General features: G+C 71.8%; 14 protein-coding genes. 6 read left to right on the top strand and 8 right to left on the bottom strand.

What is annotated here, in order from left to right:
- Positions 1 to 70: 70 nt before the first annotated feature.
- From IF67_RS0116410 to IF67_RS0116400, 3 genes are read left to right on the top strand one after another with little or no spacing between them, the layout of a single operon-like run.
- Positions 71 to 1,222 (top strand): lipid-transfer protein, encoded by a 1,152-nt coding sequence (locus IF67_RS0116410; protein WP_030986286.1) that lies wholly within the window; start codon positions 71 to 73, stop codon positions 1,220 to 1,222.
- 54 nt (positions 1,223 to 1,276) lie between these two features.
- Positions 1,277 to 1,759, top strand: coding sequence for a Zn-ribbon domain-containing OB-fold protein (locus IF67_RS0116405; RefSeq protein WP_051818147.1), 483 nt, complete (start codon positions 1,277 to 1,279; stop codon positions 1,757 to 1,759).
- Positions 1,756 to 2,550 carry an enoyl-CoA hydratase/isomerase family protein gene (locus tag IF67_RS0116400; RefSeq protein ID WP_030986283.1) on the top strand — a complete coding sequence of 265 codons (795 nt, stop codon included), beginning with the start codon at positions 1,756 to 1,758 and terminating at the stop codon, positions 2,548 to 2,550. Before IF67_RS0116405 ends, IF67_RS0116400 begins: the two co-directional genes overlap by 4 nt.
- Position 2,551: 1 nt before the next feature.
- On the opposite strand, the gene IF67_RS0116395 is transcribed toward IF67_RS0116400, so the two are convergent.
- On the bottom strand, positions 2,552 to 3,109 hold the full coding sequence (locus IF67_RS0116395; protein WP_078889465.1) for a hypothetical protein: 558 nt from the start codon (positions 3,107 to 3,109) through the stop codon (positions 2,552 to 2,554).
- Positions 3,110 to 3,297: 188 nt separating this feature from the next.
- Here IF67_RS0116395 and IF67_RS45985 point away from each other — a divergent pair, with 188 nt between their 5' ends.
- Positions 3,298 to 4,254: a hypothetical protein gene (locus IF67_RS45985; RefSeq protein ID WP_030986279.1), complete on the top strand. Its 957-nt coding sequence runs from the start codon at positions 3,298 to 3,300 to the stop codon at positions 4,252 to 4,254.
- Between the two features lie 43 nt (positions 4,255 to 4,297).
- Here IF67_RS45985 and IF67_RS0116385 read toward each other — a convergent pair whose 3' ends face one another.
- Positions 4,298 to 6,928 carry a PQQ-binding-like beta-propeller repeat protein gene (locus IF67_RS0116385; protein ID WP_063754356.1) on the bottom strand — a complete coding sequence of 877 codons (2,631 nt, stop codon included), beginning with the start codon at positions 6,926 to 6,928 and terminating at the stop codon, positions 4,298 to 4,300.
- Between the two features lie 962 nt (positions 6,929 to 7,890).
- On the opposite strand from IF67_RS0116385, the gene IF67_RS0116380 reads away from it, so the two are divergent.
- On the top strand, positions 7,891 to 8,538 hold the full coding sequence (locus tag IF67_RS0116380; protein WP_030080541.1) for a TetR family transcriptional regulator: 648 nt from the start codon (positions 7,891 to 7,893) through the stop codon (positions 8,536 to 8,538).
- 222 nt (positions 8,539 to 8,760) lie between these two features.
- Here the strand turns inward: IF67_RS0116380 and IF67_RS0116375 are convergent, their stop codons facing one another.
- The 4 genes from IF67_RS0116375 to IF67_RS41540 all read right to left on the bottom strand — a co-directional run bounded on the left by IF67_RS0116375 (position 8,761) and on the right by IF67_RS41540 (position 12,205).
- Positions 8,761 to 9,231, bottom strand: a complete 471-nt coding sequence (locus IF67_RS0116375) for a nitroreductase family deazaflavin-dependent oxidoreductase (protein WP_030986275.1) — start codon at positions 9,229 to 9,231, stop codon at positions 8,761 to 8,763.
- On the bottom strand, positions 9,231 to 10,754 hold the full coding sequence (locus IF67_RS0116370) for an acyl-CoA dehydrogenase family protein (RefSeq protein ID WP_234341121.1): 1,524 nt from the start codon (positions 10,752 to 10,754) through the stop codon (positions 9,231 to 9,233). The genes IF67_RS0116375 and IF67_RS0116370 overlap by 1 nt, the downstream gene beginning before the upstream one ends.
- Positions 10,755 to 11,032: 278 nt before the next feature.
- Positions 11,033 to 11,536, bottom strand: a complete 504-nt coding sequence (locus IF67_RS0116365; protein ID WP_030986272.1) for an allene oxide cyclase barrel-like domain-containing protein — start codon at positions 11,534 to 11,536, stop codon at positions 11,033 to 11,035.
- Between the two features lie 231 nt (positions 11,537 to 11,767).
- A complete protein-coding gene (locus tag IF67_RS41540; protein WP_234341120.1) occupies positions 11,768 to 12,205 on the bottom strand; it encodes an IPT/TIG domain-containing protein in 438 nt (145 codons plus the stop codon).
- Positions 12,206 to 12,631: 426 nt separating this feature from the next.
- Here IF67_RS41540 and IF67_RS0116355 point away from each other — a divergent pair, with 426 nt between their 5' ends.
- Complete coding sequence (locus IF67_RS0116355; protein WP_030986268.1) at positions 12,632 to 13,816, top strand: thiolase C-terminal domain-containing protein; 1,185 nt, start codon at positions 12,632 to 12,634, stop codon at positions 13,814 to 13,816.
- Between the two features lie 96 nt (positions 13,817 to 13,912).
- On the opposite strand, the gene IF67_RS0116350 is transcribed toward IF67_RS0116355, so the two are convergent.
- Together IF67_RS0116350 and IF67_RS0116345 are read right to left on the bottom strand one after the other, a co-directional pair.
- Positions 13,913 to 15,112: a macrolide family glycosyltransferase gene (locus IF67_RS0116350; RefSeq protein WP_063754355.1), complete on the bottom strand. Its 1,200-nt coding sequence runs from the start codon at positions 15,110 to 15,112 to the stop codon at positions 13,913 to 13,915.
- A gap of 337 nt (positions 15,113 to 15,449) precedes the next feature.
- Positions 15,450 to 16,226, bottom strand: a complete 777-nt coding sequence (locus IF67_RS0116345) for a VOC family protein (protein WP_030986264.1) — start codon at positions 16,224 to 16,226, stop codon at positions 15,450 to 15,452.
- Between the last annotated feature and the right edge of the window lie 232 nt (positions 16,227 to 16,458).

Here is a 16,458-nt window from a genome sequence, read left to right as displayed (position 1 = left end):
GCTGACTACCCGTCAGATTAGCGGTAGCCTCCTCCGCTGTCAGCACTGACGACCGACCACGGAGGTGGCGATGGGGGCGACCCTCAAGGACGCTACGGCGATAGCCGGCATCGGACAGACTCCGTTCGCGAAGCATCTCCCCGCCTCCGAGAAGACGTTGGCCTGTCAGGCGATCGTCGCGGCGCTGGACGACGCCGGGATCGCCCCCTCGGAGGTGGACGCCCTCGCCTCCTACACCATGGAGGAGACCGACGAGGTCGAGATAGCCAAGACGATCGGTGCCGGGGACCTCACCCACTTCTCCAAGGTCGGCTACGGCGGCGGCGGTTCCTGCGCCACGGTGGCCCATCTGGCCGCCGCCATCGCCACCGGCCAGGCGAGCGTCGGTGTCGCCTGGCGGTCCCGCAAACGCGGTTCGGGACCGCGCCCCTGGAAGAACACCCAGGTCCAGCTGCCCACCCCGGGACAGTGGACCCGCCCCTTCGGACTGCTGCGCCCCGCCGACGAGATCGGCATGCTGGCCCGCCGCTATATGCACGAATACGGCGCCACCCGCGACCACCTCTTCAACGTCGCGCTCGCCTGCCGCAACCGCGCCAACCAGAACCCGGCGGCGGTCATGTACGAACGCCCGCTGACCCGCGAGATGTATATGACCGCCCGCTGGATCAGCGAGCCGCTCTGCCTCTTCGACAACTGCCTGGAGACCGACGGCGCGCTGGCCTGTGTCCTGGTCTCGGCCGAGCGCGCCCGCGACTGCCGGCAGCGGCCGGTCTATGTCCACTCCGCCGCCCAGGGCCTGCCCGCCCAGCACCACGGCATGGTCAACTACTGGAACGACGACCCGCTCACCGGCCCCGCCCGGACCGCCGCCCGGCATCTGTGGAAGGGCGCCGACCTCGGCCCGCAGGACGTCGACGTGGCACAGATCTATGACGCCTTCACCCCCCTGATCCCCCTCTCGCTGGAGGGCTACGGCTTCTGCGGACGCGGCGAGGGCGCGGCCTTCACCGAGGGCGGCGCGCTGGAGACCGGCGGCCGGCTCCCTCTCAACACCGGCGGCGGCGGTCTCTCCGAGGCGTACGTGCACGGTTTCAACCTCATCACCGAAGGCGTCAAGCAGCTGCGCGGCACCAGCACCGCGCAGGTCCCCGACGCCGCCACCTGCCTGGTCACCGCGGGCGAGGGCGTCCCCACCTCGGCCCTGCTGCTGAGGAGTTGATACGCCATGAGCGCTCGTGAAACCGTCGAGTCCGCCGAGTCCGTTCGCGATGCCATGTCCCCGATCGTGACACCCGCCACTGACAACCGGCCCGACAGTGCCGCCGACCTGCTGCTTCCCGTCGCCGACGACGACGGAGCGCCCTTCTGGGAGTACGCGGCGCGGGGCGAACTGCGCATCCAGGCCTGCTCCGGCTGCGACGAACTGCGCTTCCCGCCCCGGCCCTGCTGCCCGCACTGCCAGTCCTTCGCCGCGCACTGGCAGCGGATGAGCGGCCGCGGCCGCATCTGGTCCTATGTGCTGCCGCACCCGCCGCTGCTGCCCGCCTACGCCGCCCGGCCGGGCTACAACGCGATCCTCGTGGAGCTGGCCGAGGCCCCGCGCATCCGCCTCGTCGGCAATCTCGTCGCGGCCCCCGACGCCCCCCTCAACTCCGTCGACCCGGCACGGCTGCGCATCGGCGCCCCGGTGAAGGCCGCCTTCCACACCATGCCGGGAGGCGTGACCGTACCCCGCTGGCTCCTGGAGCGGCCATGACGCTCCGCACGGAGATCAAGGACGGGGTCGCGCTGGTCACCCTCGACCGGCCCGAACGGCACAACGCCATCGACCTGGACACCGCCGCCGAACTCGGCGCGGCCTGGCGGGCGTTCCGCTTCGATGACGCCGTACGGGCCGTGGTGGTCACCGGCGCCGGCGGCCGGGCCTTCTCCAGCGGCCTCGACCGCTCCGTCGATGTCCCCCAGCCGCCCTCGCCCTACTCCCTCGACGACCCGCTGCTCCGCATCGGCCCGAAGGCCAACGACCTGTGGAAGCCGGTCATCGCCGCCGTCGACGGAATGGCCTGCGGCGGCGCCTTCTATCTCCTGGGGGAGGCCGAGTTCCTCATCGCCTCCGAGAACTCCACCTTCTTCGACCCGCACACCACCTACGGGATGGTCAGCGCATACGAGTCCATCTACATGGCGCAGCGGATGCCCTACGGGGAGATCGCCCGGCTGGCCCTGATGGGGACGGCGGAGCGGCTGGGGGCACCCCGCGCGTACGAGATCGGCCTGGTCTCCGAGCTGACCGCGCCCGGCGCCGCGGCCGAGGTGGCGCTGCGCCGCGCGGCCGTGCTCGCCGCCCAGCCGACCGAGGCGGTCCAGGGCACCGTGCGCGCCCTGTGGACGGTCAAGGAGGCGGCCCGGACGCAGGCCCTGGCGCAGGCCCCCCAGCTGATCGCGCTGGGCAATCTGCCCCCGGACCGCCAGGCCGGGCTGTTCGCCACCCGCCCGCGGCACGGCGGCCAGGAGGGCGGGCGGGAGGACGGACGGCCGGTCAGGTGACCTACATCCGCGACTTGTGCGCCCGCGTGATCTCGCAGGTGAACCAGAACTGCCCGATGGAGGACTGGTTGACGGTGTACTTGGCGGTGTAGGTCTCGGTGTCGCCGGGACCGACGGTGATCGAGCGCTCGTGCAGCCCGTACGCCTTGCCGTCGGCCGGCTTGGCCTTCATCCAGTTGACGGCCATGTCATAGGAGAAGGAGTCGGTCGACGACGGATTGGTGATGGAGACCGTGTACGTGAACTGGCGCAGCGAATCGGAGAAGTCGCAGTTGCTGCCGTCGACGTCCGACCGCCCGTCCGGGTCGTACGTCTCCTGGGTCGGCGAGGGCGAGTACGTGGGCTCGTACGACGGGGTCGGACTGCTCGCGTCGTACCCGCCGGTGGAGGAGGGGCTCGGCGCGTAGACCGGCACCTTGACACGAGGCCGGGGGAGCGCGCAGCCACCTGCCGTGGCGACCGTGGCCAGCACCAATGCGGTCGCCACCGCTGCCCTGATTCCCGTACGGGCGCCACCGCGGCTGCCCATGCGTGTGCACTGCTGCATTCTCTTGTTCATCCCCCGTGGAAACCTCTGAACCCGTCGTCCTGTGGTTTGACGCGTGCACGGCACCTTAGCAAGGCCCGGTGACACTCCGTACGGGCCACATGCCACGCGTGCGGGCGTACTTCTCTCGCGAGCACAGAGGGTCGGGCGTAGCGTCGGTCACGGAGGATGACCGGACGACTCGAAGCGAGGCGACGCCCGTGGTGCGCAACGTCATCGGGTCGCTGATCGCCCTCGTCGGAGCGACGGCCGCCGTCTGGAGCCCCTTCCGTCCCTGGTACGACGGCCGTCACGGCAGCGATGTGCGGATCGAAGACCTCTTCAACGGCATCACCCGCAGCAGCGCCGCCCTCTTCGGCTCCGTCGTCCTCCCCATGGCGTTCGCCGTCCTGCTGACCCTGATCGGAGTCGCCCTGCGCTCCCGGGCGCTGGTCACCCTCGCGGGCCTGGTGGTGCTCGGTTTCACGATCCTGTGGATGGTCCGCCAGGGCCAGGCCGCCAGCGAACTGACGGCCGGCGCCCGCGGCCTGGGGGTGGGCGTCGCCAACGCCCTGGGCGGCGGCGCACTGCTGCTGCTCGGCGCCCTGATCATGCGCGGCCGCGGCCGACGGGTCCCCCATCACGCATACGACGAGCGCCGGTACGCCGACGGACGCTACGGACCCGCCGCACCGGACGACCGCTACGACGAGCGTGCGCCCTACGACCCGCACACGCCCTACCCTCCGGGGACGCCCGAACCCTGGGACGCGGGCCGCCCGGGAGCCGAGGAGTGGAACCCGGAGCCGTATTCCACCGGCCCCGCCGGACCCCCGGCAGGCCCCGCGGCACCCGGCGGACACGGCAGCGGTGCCTACGGCCCGAGGGAGGACACCCCCACCGCTCCCCTGCCGGTCACCCCGCCGCCACCACCGCCCACGCAGCAACAGTGGACACAGCCGCAACAACAGCGTCAGCAACCTCAACAACCGCAGCAGCCACGGCCGACCATGCCGGCCCGTCAGCAGCCCCCCACACCTCCGGTGGAGTGGGCCAAGGAACACCGGCAGCCGCGCCCCGCGCAGCCACAACAGCCAGGCCAGTCCGGTCAGCCAGACCAGCCCGGCCAACCCGACCGGTCCGAACACCCCGAACAGCCTCCGGAGGACCGGCAGTAGACGGCCACCACCAGGTCACGACAGCCGCATCACGACCGCCGCATCACGACCGCCGCGCCAGCCCCGTCCCCTTGGCCGCGTCCAGCGCGTACACACAGCGGTCCTTGCTGCATGCGTACACCACACCGCCGACCGCGACCGGCGAACCGGTGATCTCGCCGCCGGTCGCCAGCTTCCAGCGCAGCTGGCCGCCCATCGCGTCGAGCGTGTAGAGGCAGTGGTCGGCCGAGCCGAAGTGCACCCGGCCCTCCGCAACGACCGGTGCACCGACGACCTCCGCGCCGGCCTGGAACCGCCAGCGCGGCGTGCCGGTCACCGCGTCCAGTGTGTAGAGCGCCTTGCCGCTGCCCAGGTGGACCGCGCCGTGCGCGACCAGCACCGGTTCGGTGGACTGCCGCGCCTCGGTGGCGATCCGCCAGCGGTCGCGGCCGTCCGACGGGTCCAGCGCGTAGACCGTGCCGAGGTAGTCCGCCAGGTAGACCCCGCCGCCGGTGACGGCCGGGCCGGGCGCGAAGGCGGGCGGGCTGAGGAACACCGCGGGCGCCTCGAAGTGCCAGCGCACGTCGCCGCGCGCGATATCGATCGCCAGCACCCGGGTCCCGGCCACGACATAGACCGCACCGTCCGACGCGGGCAGCAGCCGTACCGGCACCCCGCCGCAGGCCGCGGCGTCGCCCACCGGGTACGACCAGCGCTCGATGCCGGTGCGCGCCTCCAGCGCCTTCAGCCGCGCGTCGGCCCAGACGAACACCGTGCCGTCGTGCACCACGGGCCCGGCGTCGGCCGTCTCGAAGTCGGTCTGGACGCCGCCGATCTCCCACAGCAGTTCGCCGTTGGCGGCCTCCCATGCCTGGACGCCGCCACCACGGGTGCTGGTGACGACGGTCCCGCGGTCGGCCTTGAGGGCGTAGACCCAGCCCTCGGTGTGCAGCCGCCAGCGCTCGGTGCCGTCGTCGGCGTCCAGCGCGTACAGGCTCGGGCCGTCCGAGGCATGGATCCGGCCGTCCGCGACCGCCATCGCCCAGGCGACGTCACGGGTCTTGAACTTACGGCGCCCGCTGGCCACGTCGAGCGCATGCACCTCGAAGGACGTGACGTACAGCAGGTCGTCGGCGACGGCGGGGGTGCCCCACACATCGTTCGACATCCGGAACCGCCAGGGGCGCCAGCGGCCCGGCTCGGCGGGCGGCGCCTCGGGCGGAGCGGGCGGTGCGGCCTCGCCACGGGCCGGACCGTCCCCGGCACCATTGGCCGAGCCCTGCGGCGGCACACCGGTGACCGGTCCGGTACCGGGCGGCCGCACCCAGTTCGTCGCGGCACCGGCCTGCCCGCGCGGCTGGGCGCCGGGGGAGTCGGCGCGCGGCCCCGGCCCTATCGGGGCGGGCGAGCCACCGAGGCGTACGGGACCGGCGGCGCCGTCCACGGAAACGGCCGGCGGCGCGGCGGACAGCGCGGCGGCGGGCGGGGCGGCGGAGACCGGGGTCACCCGGGCCGTCGAGGCATCCGGGCCGAGCACCGCGGGCTGCGGCATCGGGCCCGGGTTGGCGCCGCGCGGATCGCCGCCGCGGTGCGCGCCGGGGCCCGCGCCCATCTGGCCCGGCCAGCCGGACTCCGCGCCGACCGGTGCGCTCTCCGGGCGCGGCGGCGCCGGGACGGGCTGTGATGCGGGCATCGGGGGCGACACGGGCGGGGACGGCGGCGCGGCGGGCGCCGAACGGCCGGCGGCGCGCCCGGAGCCGGCCCGCTGGCCGTTGTTCGCCACGGTGGTGCGGCCACCGCGGCGGCCCTCGATGAGTGCCACCGCGCCGGCCGGCAGCCAGGCCGAGGCGGTACCGCTGTCATCGCTGCCGGAGCCGAAGAGATGCGGCGCGAGCTGGGACTGAAGATCGGCGGGTGACGGCCGCTGGCCGGCCTCCATCTGCATACAGGACTCCATGAGCGGACGCAGTTCGTCCGGCAGCCCGGCCAGGTCGGGCCCCTCACGCAGCAGCATGAAGACGGTCTCTACGGGGTTGGCGCCATGGAACGGCGCATGCCCGGTGGCGGCGAAGACGAGCGTCGAGCCGAGGGAGAAGACATCGCTCGCGCCCGTCACGCTGCGCGAGTCACGGGCCTGCTCGGGCGACATATAAGCGGGCGTGCCGACGGCGACGTTGGTCATCGTCAGGCGGGTGTTGGACACCCCGGAGGCGATACCGAAGTCGATCACCCGGGGGCCGTCCTCGACGACCAGCACGTTCGACGGTTTCAGGTCACGGTGCACCAGTCCCGCGCCGTGGATGGACTGAAGCGCCTCGGCGATCCCTGCCGCCAGCCAGCGCACCGCCTGGGCCGGGAGCGGCCCGCACTCATTGACTATTTCCTCGAGGGAGGGCGCGGGGACATAGGCCGTCGCGAGCCAGGGCACTGCCGCGCGCGGGTCGGCGTCCACCACCGCGGCCGTGTAGAAGCCGCTGACCGCGCGGGCCGCCTCCACCTCGCGTGTGAAGCGGACCCGGAACAGCTGGTCCTCGGCGAGCTCGGTACGCACCGTCTTGATCGCCACGCGCCGGCCGGACGCCGAACGCGCCAGATAGACCAGGCCCATGCCGCCGGCCCCGAGACGGCCGAGCACCTCGAACGGGCCGATCCGCCGGGGATCGTGCTGCGTCAGCTGCTTCAGCTGCTCCACCACTTGCCTGCCACCTCCCCGTGGGGCGTAAAAAAGAGACTCTCCATAGCCACGAGCCGCCGAGAGCCACTGCCCCGTGCAGCGTCTCCCCGCCTGCGGCGAGGACTGTCGAAACGGCCGTACGCGTGCTGATTGTTCCTGGCCGGGCCGACGGTTGCGAACCCGGGGCCTGTCCGCCGTGTCACGGCATACCCCCCGTAGCCCGCACCGGGCCCGTTACCCGACGTAACCCAACCGCGCCTGACGTGCTGCGATACGTCCCCTGACGGGCGTTTGCCGAGCGGGTTACCGGCGGGTTGCAAATCCCCCGTGCGCGGCACCGCTCGAAATACGGACGCTCACCACTTTGTTTGACGGGCGCACCGAGGGAGCGGTTCACACCCCCGGACATCCGGTGGCCGCGGCGGCCGAATCCATGCTGTTCCACCGACCGTTCCACCGACTGTGCACACCCATCCCCCACCGGTCATGCCATCCCCGTCGTCGCCCTCGGCCCCACGGCCCCACGGCCCAATTCTGCGCGTTCGAAGGTCATTTCGGCGTCATGACACCTGGCGTGGCGCCCGACCAGGAATCCGGGCAGGCCGGAACGCCTGCCGAAGCGGCGGTCAGATGTCCAAGCTAGCGCCGGTTCGTGCGGTTCGCCCGCCGAGGATTCGCACACGCGGTCGATTCCTGAAGGACCCATCGGGCGTGGTGATGACGGACGGACGAACGTGCCGATATTCAACTGGCGGCCATCGCCGTGCACTTGCCGCACGGACAGTGACCACTTATCCACCAAAGTTGTCCACAGCCTGTTGATAACACTCTTCACCGGATCGGACCAAGCGGCTCCGCACGAATCGCGGCCGCGGGCGGGCCCGCTACCGCCGCCCGTTAAGGGGCCGCGCACCGCGAACTCCCCCATCCCCATTTGCAGGCAGCCAAATCGCGCTCCGATCACCCCTCGGTAAGCTGACGGCATGACAGGACAAGTTCGAACCGTCGACGGCAGAGTTGCCGGCCGCCGCGGACAGGCGACGCGGCAAAAGCTTCTCGACTGCCTCAGCGAAATGCTCAGTTCGTCCCCCTACCGGGACGTCAAAGTCATCGATGTAGCCCGAAAAGCGGGGACTTCACCCGCAACGTTCTATCAGTACTTCCCGGACGTCGAGGGTGCCGTCCTCGAAATCGCCGAGGAGATGGCCAAAGAAGGCGCCACTCTGACCGATCTTGTCGCCGGACGCTCCTGGGTGGGCAAATCCGCGTGGCAGGCGGCGGAGGATCTGGTCGAGGGCTTCCTCTCCTTCTGGCGGAGGCATGACGCGATTCTGCGCGTCATCGACCTGGGTGCGGCCGAGGGCGACAAGCGGTTCTACAAGATCCGCATGAAGATCCTTAATGCCGTCACCAACTCCCTTACAGATTCGATCAAGGAACTTCAGAGCAAGGGCAAGGTCGACAAGGACGTGAGCCCGCCCGCGATGGCCGGCTCGCTCGTCGCGATGCTGGCCGCGGTTGCCGGGCACCAGAAGGGCTTCCAGAGCTGGGGCGTCAAGCAGGCCGAGCTCAAGCCGAACCTGGCGCTGCTGGTGCACCTCGGCGTCACCGGCAAGAAGCCGACCAAATAACCACACCGCCGAGAAAGCAGCCGAAGCGGCCCGAGAGGCAGCCGCGCCTCGAAGCCCCGTTGCTGCCGGGCTCGTTCGTCACCGGTCCTTTATCCGTCCTGCCATAGCTGTACCGCACACGCAGCGGGCGCCGCGCGACCCCTAGGGAGTTCGCCGCGGCGCCCGCTGTCTGCATGGCGAACCGACCGGGCAGGGGCCAAGCCCCGTGACGCACCGGACGGATCACCGCCGCTCCAGCCGGAACAGCCGGATCTCCCGCGCCACCCGCGCCTGGTACGCGGCGTACGGCGGCCAGAACGCCAGCGCCGCCCGCCAGGCCTGCGCCCGCTCCTCCCCGGTGAGCAGCCGGGCCCGCACCGGAATGTCCCGGCCCCGCCAACTCACCTCGGCATCCGGGTTCTTGAGCAGATTGCCGGTCCAGGCCGGATGACCCGGCCGTCCGAAGTTGCTGCCGATCAGCAGCCAGCCGCCGCCCTCCTCCGGGAGGCACGCCAGCGGCGTACGCCGCGGCTGCCCGCTCCGCGCCCCGGTCGCCGTCAGGATCACCCCGGGCAGCATCCGGGCGCTGAGCAGCACTTTTCCGCGGGTCAGCCGGTGCACCGCGCGGTCCAGCGCGGGGATGAAGTGCGGCGCGATCCGGGCGAACGTACGGGTCGCGGAGACTCTCTGGAGCAATCGCTCGCCCGGCGGCATCAGGCCTCCACCGCTTCGGGCGCACGGGCCCCCGCGGCCGCACCGGACGCACCGGACGCACCGGACGCACCGGGCCCATCGGCGGCACCGGACGCATCGGCGGCATCGGACCCATCGGCCACACGGGCGCTCGCAGGTCTCGCCCCGCCTCCACCCGCCTCCCTGCTTCCGTCCGTCGGCCCGCTTCGGCCCCTCGGCCCGCTTCCGTCCCTCGGAGCGCTTCCGGCCGCCTCCCCCGCCCCGCCCGCGAACAGCCCCGCCTCCTCGGCGGCCCGTGCCCGCAGCCGGTGCACGGGCCCCAGCAGCAGTTCGTCGCAGGCGGCGCGCTTGAAGTACAGATGTGCCTCGTGCTCCCAGGTGAAGCCGATACCGCCGTGCAACTGCACCGCCTCGGCCGCCACGGCACGCAACGTCTCCAGCGCCTGCGCGAGCGCCAGCGCCCCCACGCCGGGCTCGGCCGCACCGTACCGTCCCGCCGCTCCCTCGGTCCCGGACCGGTCACGGCCCGCCGACCAGGCCGCGTAGTACGCCGCCGAGCGCGCCGCCTGGAGCGTCACATACAGATCGGCGAGCCGGTGCTGGACCGCCTGGAAGGAGCCGATGGGCCGGCCGAACTGCTCGCGCTCCTGAACGTAGGCGACGGTCCGGGCCAGCGCCGTATCGGCCGTGCCGACCGCCTCGGCAGCCAGCGCCGCGGCCGCCGCCACCCCGGTCGCGGCCAGCGCACCGGCGACCGCCGCCTCGTCACCGTCCGCCTCGCCCAGCAACTCCGCCGGCGCCTCACGCAGTTCGAGGCGCGCCTGCGGACGGGTCTCGTCCAGCGCGGTCTGCCGGGTCCGCAGCAGACCGGGCACGCCGGGCCCCGCACCGCGCCCGGCGTCCGCTCCGTCGGCTCCGTCCGCCGGGCCGAGCGCCCCCGCCCGTACGAGAAAGAGCAGGGTACGGCTGCGCGCGAACCCACCGGTATGCGCGGCCACCACCAGCACGTCCGCGGTGTGCCCGTTCAGCACCTGCCCGGCTTCCCCGTACAGCCGCCACGTTCCGTCCTGCACCCGCGCCTGGATGCCGCCGGCCCGGCCGCCACCCGCCCAGTCGGCGTCGTTCGGCCCGGTCAGGGCGAGTGCGGTGGCGAGCTGCCCGCCCGGTACGGCGAGCGTTCCGGTCAGCTCTCCGGTGGCCAGGGCCGGCAGCAGTGCGGTGCGCTGGCGCTCACTGCCGAGCGCGAGAATCAGCGGCGCGGCCAGCGCGGCGGTGGCGATCAGCGGCGAGGGGAGTACGGCGCGGCCGGTCTCCTCGCAGGCCAGGGCCAGTTCGGTGGGCCCGCAGCCCACCCCGCCGTATGCGGTGGGCAGCGCCAGGCCGGGCAGGCCGAGCTGGGTGGCGAGCTGCCGCCACAGGTGCTCGTCGTACCCGGGTGGGGTGCGTACCGCCGCCTTGACCTCGTCCGGACCACAGCGCTTGAGCAGCAGCTCGCGCAGCGTACGGCGGATTTCGTGCTGCTCCTCGGTGAACGCGGCATCCATCGGCGGGCTCCTCCCGGCCGTGCGACAACGCCCGTCCGGTACGACGGGCCCCCGCTTCCGATCTGACGGGCCGTCATAGTAGGGACGGGGGGTGCACTTTCCTAGGGCGAGTCCACAAAGTCCCGGGAGGGGAGGAAGACAACCCGGCGGGGTTGCAGGCCCCAACAGCCATGCCCCTGCCCCGACTTCGCCATCGAAGTCGGGGTAGGGGGGCCGGGGCCCGGCGAGCGGGCCGGGATGTCCGGGCCGCTCGCCGCCCTGGGAGCCTTCCCGCCGCGTCAGAGGGTGAGATGGACCGTGAGCTGCGATTCCGTGTCACTGACGTTGACGACGTGGAGGAAGCCGTGGGCCGTGCGGTAGCGCCCGGTGCCTCCGGTGATCGCCAGGTCGATGTTGCCGGGGCCGGCAGTGGTGACGGTGAACCGGCCCTGCACGGTGAGCTGCCCCTGGGAAAGGGCCAGATCGGCCGCGCACTGGAGGTCGAACTCATCCGCGGGCGCGAACCGGGTCAGCGTACAGATCTCGCTGTAGGTGCCGACCGCGAGGCTGCCGCGGAAGAGATTCCCGCTCAGGACGAATTCGTCCCCCAGACTGGGGCCGCCCGACCCGTCCACATCGACGAGACCGCCCTGCGTCTGCTTCGCGACCAGCTGGAAGACCTCTTCTCTCGGAGGATTGGGCCCGGGACCGGTTCCGGTGGCAGCCGATGCCGAGGGCGCACAGAAAAGGAGGGCCGCCAATCCGGCGGCCGCACTCAGAGCGACATGCTTGAAGTGACGCACGGTTTTCTCCTCTGGGACTGGAAGGGAAATGCATTGGCTATGGCCATGAAATGCGGTAATGGCGCAGTAATTCCCGGCCGATATCGCAGGGCCGCCAGGACGCACTTGCGCAGTCACGCCGCGGCGCCGCGAATCCCGCCCCTGGCCGGCCGGGGGCTCGGTGTTCCGGGGGCGCCGCTCGGGCAGGCCGGGTCCGCCGCGCGGCCGGCCGGTCGTGGCGCCCGGAGGGGATCAGATATCGGGGCCGGAGACGTAGGTGAACGATCCGGAAGGCGTGCCTCCGGGGCCGGTGACGGTGACGGCGAAGGTGCCGGGGGTGCCGCTGGGCGGGGACGTGGTGGTCACCGTGGTGTCGGAGACGATCTCGAAGGGGGCCGGGACGCCGTTGAAGGTGACCTGGTCGGTGGTGGACAGGCCGGTGCCGGTGACGGTCACCACGGTGCCGCCGGAGGTCGGTCCGGTGTCGGGGCTGACACCGGTGACGGTGGACGGACTGACGTAGGTGTAGGTCAGTCCGTCGGCGCTCCCGCCGGCGGTGAACACGGTGACGGGGACGCCGCCCGGGGTGGTGACCGTCACGGGGACGACGCCCGATCCGGCAGGAGTGGTGACGGTCGGCGAGGTCGCCGTGCGGGCCGCACCAGGGGCGAGGGTAATTCCGTCGGGCATGGCGCCCACGGGAATCACGGCCCCCGCTAAGAATGCGGCACTTAATCCGGGACCGGGCACCTGGCCGGACGCCGGAAATTGTGGCTTATAGGCGAACATGACACTCCCTGAGGCAGGCGGGACGGCCTTGTCCCGCACACGGAAATGCCTGCTTCACCGTATGGGCAACAGCGAGCAGCGAACCGGCCGAAGTGGGGCCGGTGAATTACACACAGCGGATGGAGAATACCCTTCCCGGGAAAGCATTTGAAGCCTGCTTCCATATCTCCGATTCTCTGATAATCGCTTTACTTCCGCTTCCTCGCCCAGGCCGGGCGGACAAGGCCCCTGGCGGGCCCGGGTCAACACCGGGCGGACTCCGGGCCGGTTACCGGGCGGCTCTCCGCGCCCTGCCCACGCCCCCGCATCTGATGTACCGTCAGATTCATGACTTCAGGGACCCCTTACGGGAATCGCAGGGTCGCCGTCGCCGGAGTGGCCCTGTCCGACTGCGGCCGCGTGGACGAGGCCACCCCGTACGCCCTGCACGCCCAGGCCGCCCGCCGGGCGCTGGCCGACAGCGGTCTGGACCGGTCGGTGATCGACGGCTTCGCCTCGGCCGGTCTGGGCACTCTCGCGCCCGTCGAAGTCGCCGAATATCTGGGACTGCACCCCACCTGGGTCGACTCGACCTCGGTGGGCGGCTCCACCTGGGAGGTACTGGCCGCACACGCCGCCGACGCGATCGCCGCCGGCCATGCCAACGCCGTACTTCTCGTCTACGGTTCCACCGCCCGCGCCGACCTCAAGGCCGGACGCCGTACCGCGAACCTCTCCTTCGGTGCCCGCGGCCCGCTCCAGTTCGAGGTCCCCTACGGGCACACCCTGATCGCCAAATACGCCATGGCCGCCCGTCGTCATATGCATCAATACGGGACCACGCTGGAGCAGTTGGCCCAGATAGCCGTCCAGGCGCGGGCCAACGCGGCGGCCAATCCGGACGCCATGTACCGCGACCCGATCACCGTCGACGAGGTCCTCTCCGGCCCGGTGATCGCTGACCCGTTCACCAAACTGCACTGCTGCATCCGCTCCGACGGCGGCTGCGCGGTCCTGCTCGTCGCCGAGGACTACGTCCCTGACCTCGCCAAGCCCCCGGTATGGGTACTCGGTTCCGGCACCGCGGTCTCGCACACCACCATGTCGGAGTGGGACGACTTCACCGTCTCGCCCGCCGCGGTCTCCGGCCGGCTGGCCTTCGAACGTGCCGGTGTGCGCCCCGACGAGATCGACCTCGCCGAGCTCTACGACGCCTTCACCTATATGACCCTGGTGACGCTGGAGGACCTCGGCTTCTGTGCCAAGGGCGAGGGCGGGGCATTCGTCGAGAAGGGGCGGCTGCTGCGGGACGGGGAGTTGCCGGTCAACACCGACGGGGGCGGGCTGGCCGCCTGCCATCCCGGTATGCGCGGCCTGTTCCTGCTGGTCGAGGCCGTACGCCAACTCCGCGGCGAGGCCGGCCCGGACCGCCAGGTACGCAAACCCGGCGGCGCACTCCCCCAGCTCGCGGTCGCCTCGGGCACGGGCGGCTGGTTCTGCTCCTCGGGGACGGTGGTGCTGGGGCGGGGGTGAGGCGAGGGGGCAGGGGTGAGTGGAGGGGTCAGCGATGAGGGGGCGGCCGACGGGGGCCGGGCCGGCACGATGGCGCCCGGCCCGGCCCCCTGGGCGTCAGCTCAACCGCTCCTCGATCAGGTCCGCGGCCCGTCGGGCACCCCCCGCCGCGCGGGCCTCGGCCCGTAGCTCGGCCGAACGCGCGGCGACCTGCGGATCAGTGGTGAGCTCCAGCAGCGCGCGGCGCAGCGCCTCGGCCGTGGCATCCGCGGTGTCGATACGGCGGGCGACACCCAGCTCGGCCAGCCGGTCGGCGTTGAGGAACTGCTCGGCGCCCTGCGGGACGGCGATCATCGGCACACCCGTGTACAGCCCTTCACTGCTGCCGCCCATCCCTGCATGCGTCACAAACGCGTCCGCCTGGTCCAGAACCGCCAACTGCGGTACCCACGAGCGCACTTCGATGTTCGCGGGAATCCGGTCGCCCAGCTCCGCCGGATCGGTGTACTTGCCGATCTGTAGCACCACATGCCACCCCGGCAGCTCCCCGAACGCCGCCACGCACTGCCGGTAGAACTCCGGCTGCCGCGTGTACGCCGAGCCCAGCGACACCAGCAGCACCTTCTCCGCACCGGCCGGCCGCGTCCAGCCGCCCTGCTCCGCACGGCTGCCGAGGCACGGCCCGACGAAGGCCACCGCATCGGTGTCGACCCGGTCCGCATGCGGCTGCATGGCACGCGGGATCATCGCCACCGCCCGGCGCGGCCGGCCGGCGTACGCGTCCACCTCCGTGGTGACCGCACCACACCGGGCCAGCCACTCGGCGAACCGCGAATGGTACGCAACCGCCCCCGGCAGCCCGGCGAACATCGCGGCAATCTCCTCCTGGGCCCCCTCCCAGCCCACAAAGGTCGGTGACAGCTGGACGAGCTCACGGCCCTGCGCCTCGGCCAGCGCGCGGGCGGAGTAGGAGGCGATGTCGTAGAGGTAGAGGTCGGCGGGGTCGTCGTCGTACGCGGTGCGCAGCTGCGGCAGCACCACGATCGCCTCGTCGAGGAAGAGCGAGGAGGCGGCAACGGGATCCTGCGGCCAGTCGTTGTCCGCGACCGGCAGGGTGGTGGAGTAGCGGACGAACTCGGCGCCGGTGGGGGCGATCAGCTCGGCCGCATGGCCGGCGTTGGCGTACGTCACACGATGGCCGCGGGCGACGAGCTCACGGATGATCTCCAGGCCGGGCAGCACATGGCTGACCATGGGCGAGCCGATCATGGCGATATGGGCGCGCGCAGGGGCAGCGGCAAGTTCAGAGGGACGCATAGGTCCAGGACTTCCTTCGGTACAGAGCTACGGAACGGGGACACGGAAGCCCGACGGCCCAGGCGGCACCGCGCGACACCGGCAACGAAGCCGGTCGCGCTGCGGGCACGCCTGGGTGCGGGCGGGGCGGCGGAACGCCCTCGGCCGTGTCAGCCGTAGATCTGGAGGAAGTTCATGGCGGCAGCGTAGGCGGAGCCCCCGGGACGGGGCGAACGAATTATTCCGTGGCGGTGGGGTCCCGTCCCGCCCCGGCCCGGCCCGGCGGGACGGGGCGGGGCGGGACGTTGGCAGAGCAGGGCGGGAAGGGCGGGCCGGGGTTGCCTCTGCCGGCCCGCGCCTAACTGGTGGGCGACGGGCGGGTGATGACGCTGAAGGACGTGCCGAAGGGGTCGGTGATCGCGGCCATCCGGCCGTAGGGGGCGTCCTCCGGGGTGCCCGCGGTACCGCCCGCGGCGACGGCGCGGGCTGCCAGGTCGTCGGTGTCCGCGACCTCGAACACGGTCTGCCAACGGGACGCGGGGGCCGCCGGGTCGCCGAAGATACCGCCGATCTCATGGCCGTCGGGGCGGCGCAGGAAGGTGAAGTCGAAGCCGGGGAGGTCGTCGTTGCCGTCGAGCGTGAAGTCGAAGACGGTGGCGTAGAAGTGGCGGGCGGGGCCGGGGTCCGGGCAGGCGAGGTCGTTGCGGACCAGTGCGCAGGGCTCGTTGACCAGCTCACAGCCCGCCAGCGTACGTCCCTGCCAGAGGCTGAAGCGGGCGCCGGTGGGGTCCGCGACGACGGCCGTACGGCCCAGGTCCGCCACATCCGCCGGCGGCACGAGCACCGTCCCGCCGCTGACGACGATCTGCTTGGCCGTGCGGTCGCAGTCGTCCGTGGCGAGGTGGACATGCCACCAGGACTCACCTTCGGCATCGGCGGCGGAGACGGGCCGCAGCGCCGCCACCCGCTGTCCGCGCAGCAGACACAGGGTGAAGGGGCCGGTTGCCGCCGACCGCTCCTCGTACTCCCAGCCGAACAACGCGCGGTAGAACGCCTTCGCACGGTCGAGGTCGGGGGCCCCGAGGTCGATCCACGTCGGCGTTCCGAGCGGCTGGTTGGTGCTGACCTTGCTCAACTTCTGCTCCTTCGCGGTGACGCTGCCAAGGCCGACGCTAGTGAGGATCAAGGTCAGGACGTGTCCTACATGGGACGCCTCGGCGCGACCTCACCCACAAGCACCATGGCCGAACACCGTGGACAAGCGTCGTGGACAAGCGTCACCGGCCGCCATCTTAAACAAGCGTCATAGACAAGCGTTTAAGACGCTCGTATAGTCAGCATCACCGGTCAGCGCGTGCACCACGACC

Source organism: Streptomyces sp. NRRL S-1813, from assembly GCF_000719605.1.
Lineage (GTDB): Bacteria > Actinomycetota > Actinomycetes > Streptomycetales > Streptomycetaceae > Streptomyces > Streptomyces decoyicus.
Note: the sequence above shows the minus strand (reverse complement) of the source record. Positions and strands in the feature narration are given on the sequence as shown.

What these genes read in the sequence shown, in the direction of transcription:
- IF67_RS0116370 (WP_234341121.1), bottom strand. Translation starts at nt 10,754, where the DNA reads ATGGATGCCGCGTTCACCGAGGAGCAGCACGAAATCCGCCGTACGCTG.
- IF67_RS0116395 (WP_078889465.1), bottom strand. Translation starts at nt 3,109, where the DNA reads ATGAACAAGAGAATGCAGCAGTGCACACGCATGGGCAGCCGCGGTGGC.
- IF67_RS41540 (WP_234341120.1), bottom strand. Translation starts at nt 12,205, where the DNA reads ATGCCCGACGGAATTACCCTCGCCCCTGGTGCGGCCCGCACGGCGACC.
- IF67_RS0116380 (WP_030080541.1), top strand. Translation starts at nt 7,891, where the DNA reads ATGACAGGACAAGTTCGAACCGTCGACGGCAGAGTTGCCGGCCGCCGC.
- IF67_RS0116355 (WP_030986268.1), top strand. Translation starts at nt 12,632, where the DNA reads ATGACTTCAGGGACCCCTTACGGGAATCGCAGGGTCGCCGTCGCCGGA.
- IF67_RS0116375 (WP_030986275.1), bottom strand. Translation starts at nt 9,231, where the DNA reads ATGCCGCCGGGCGAGCGATTGCTCCAGAGAGTCTCCGCGACCCGTACG.
- IF67_RS0116405 (WP_051818147.1), top strand. Translation starts at nt 1,277, where the DNA reads ATGTCCCCGATCGTGACACCCGCCACTGACAACCGGCCCGACAGTGCC.
- IF67_RS0116350 (WP_063754355.1), bottom strand. Translation starts at nt 15,112, where the DNA reads ATGCGTCCCTCTGAACTTGCCGCTGCCCCTGCGCGCGCCCATATCGCC.
- IF67_RS0116410 (WP_030986286.1), top strand. Translation starts at nt 71, where the DNA reads ATGGGGGCGACCCTCAAGGACGCTACGGCGATAGCCGGCATCGGACAG.
- IF67_RS0116400 (WP_030986283.1), top strand. Translation starts at nt 1,756, where the DNA reads ATGACGCTCCGCACGGAGATCAAGGACGGGGTCGCGCTGGTCACCCTC.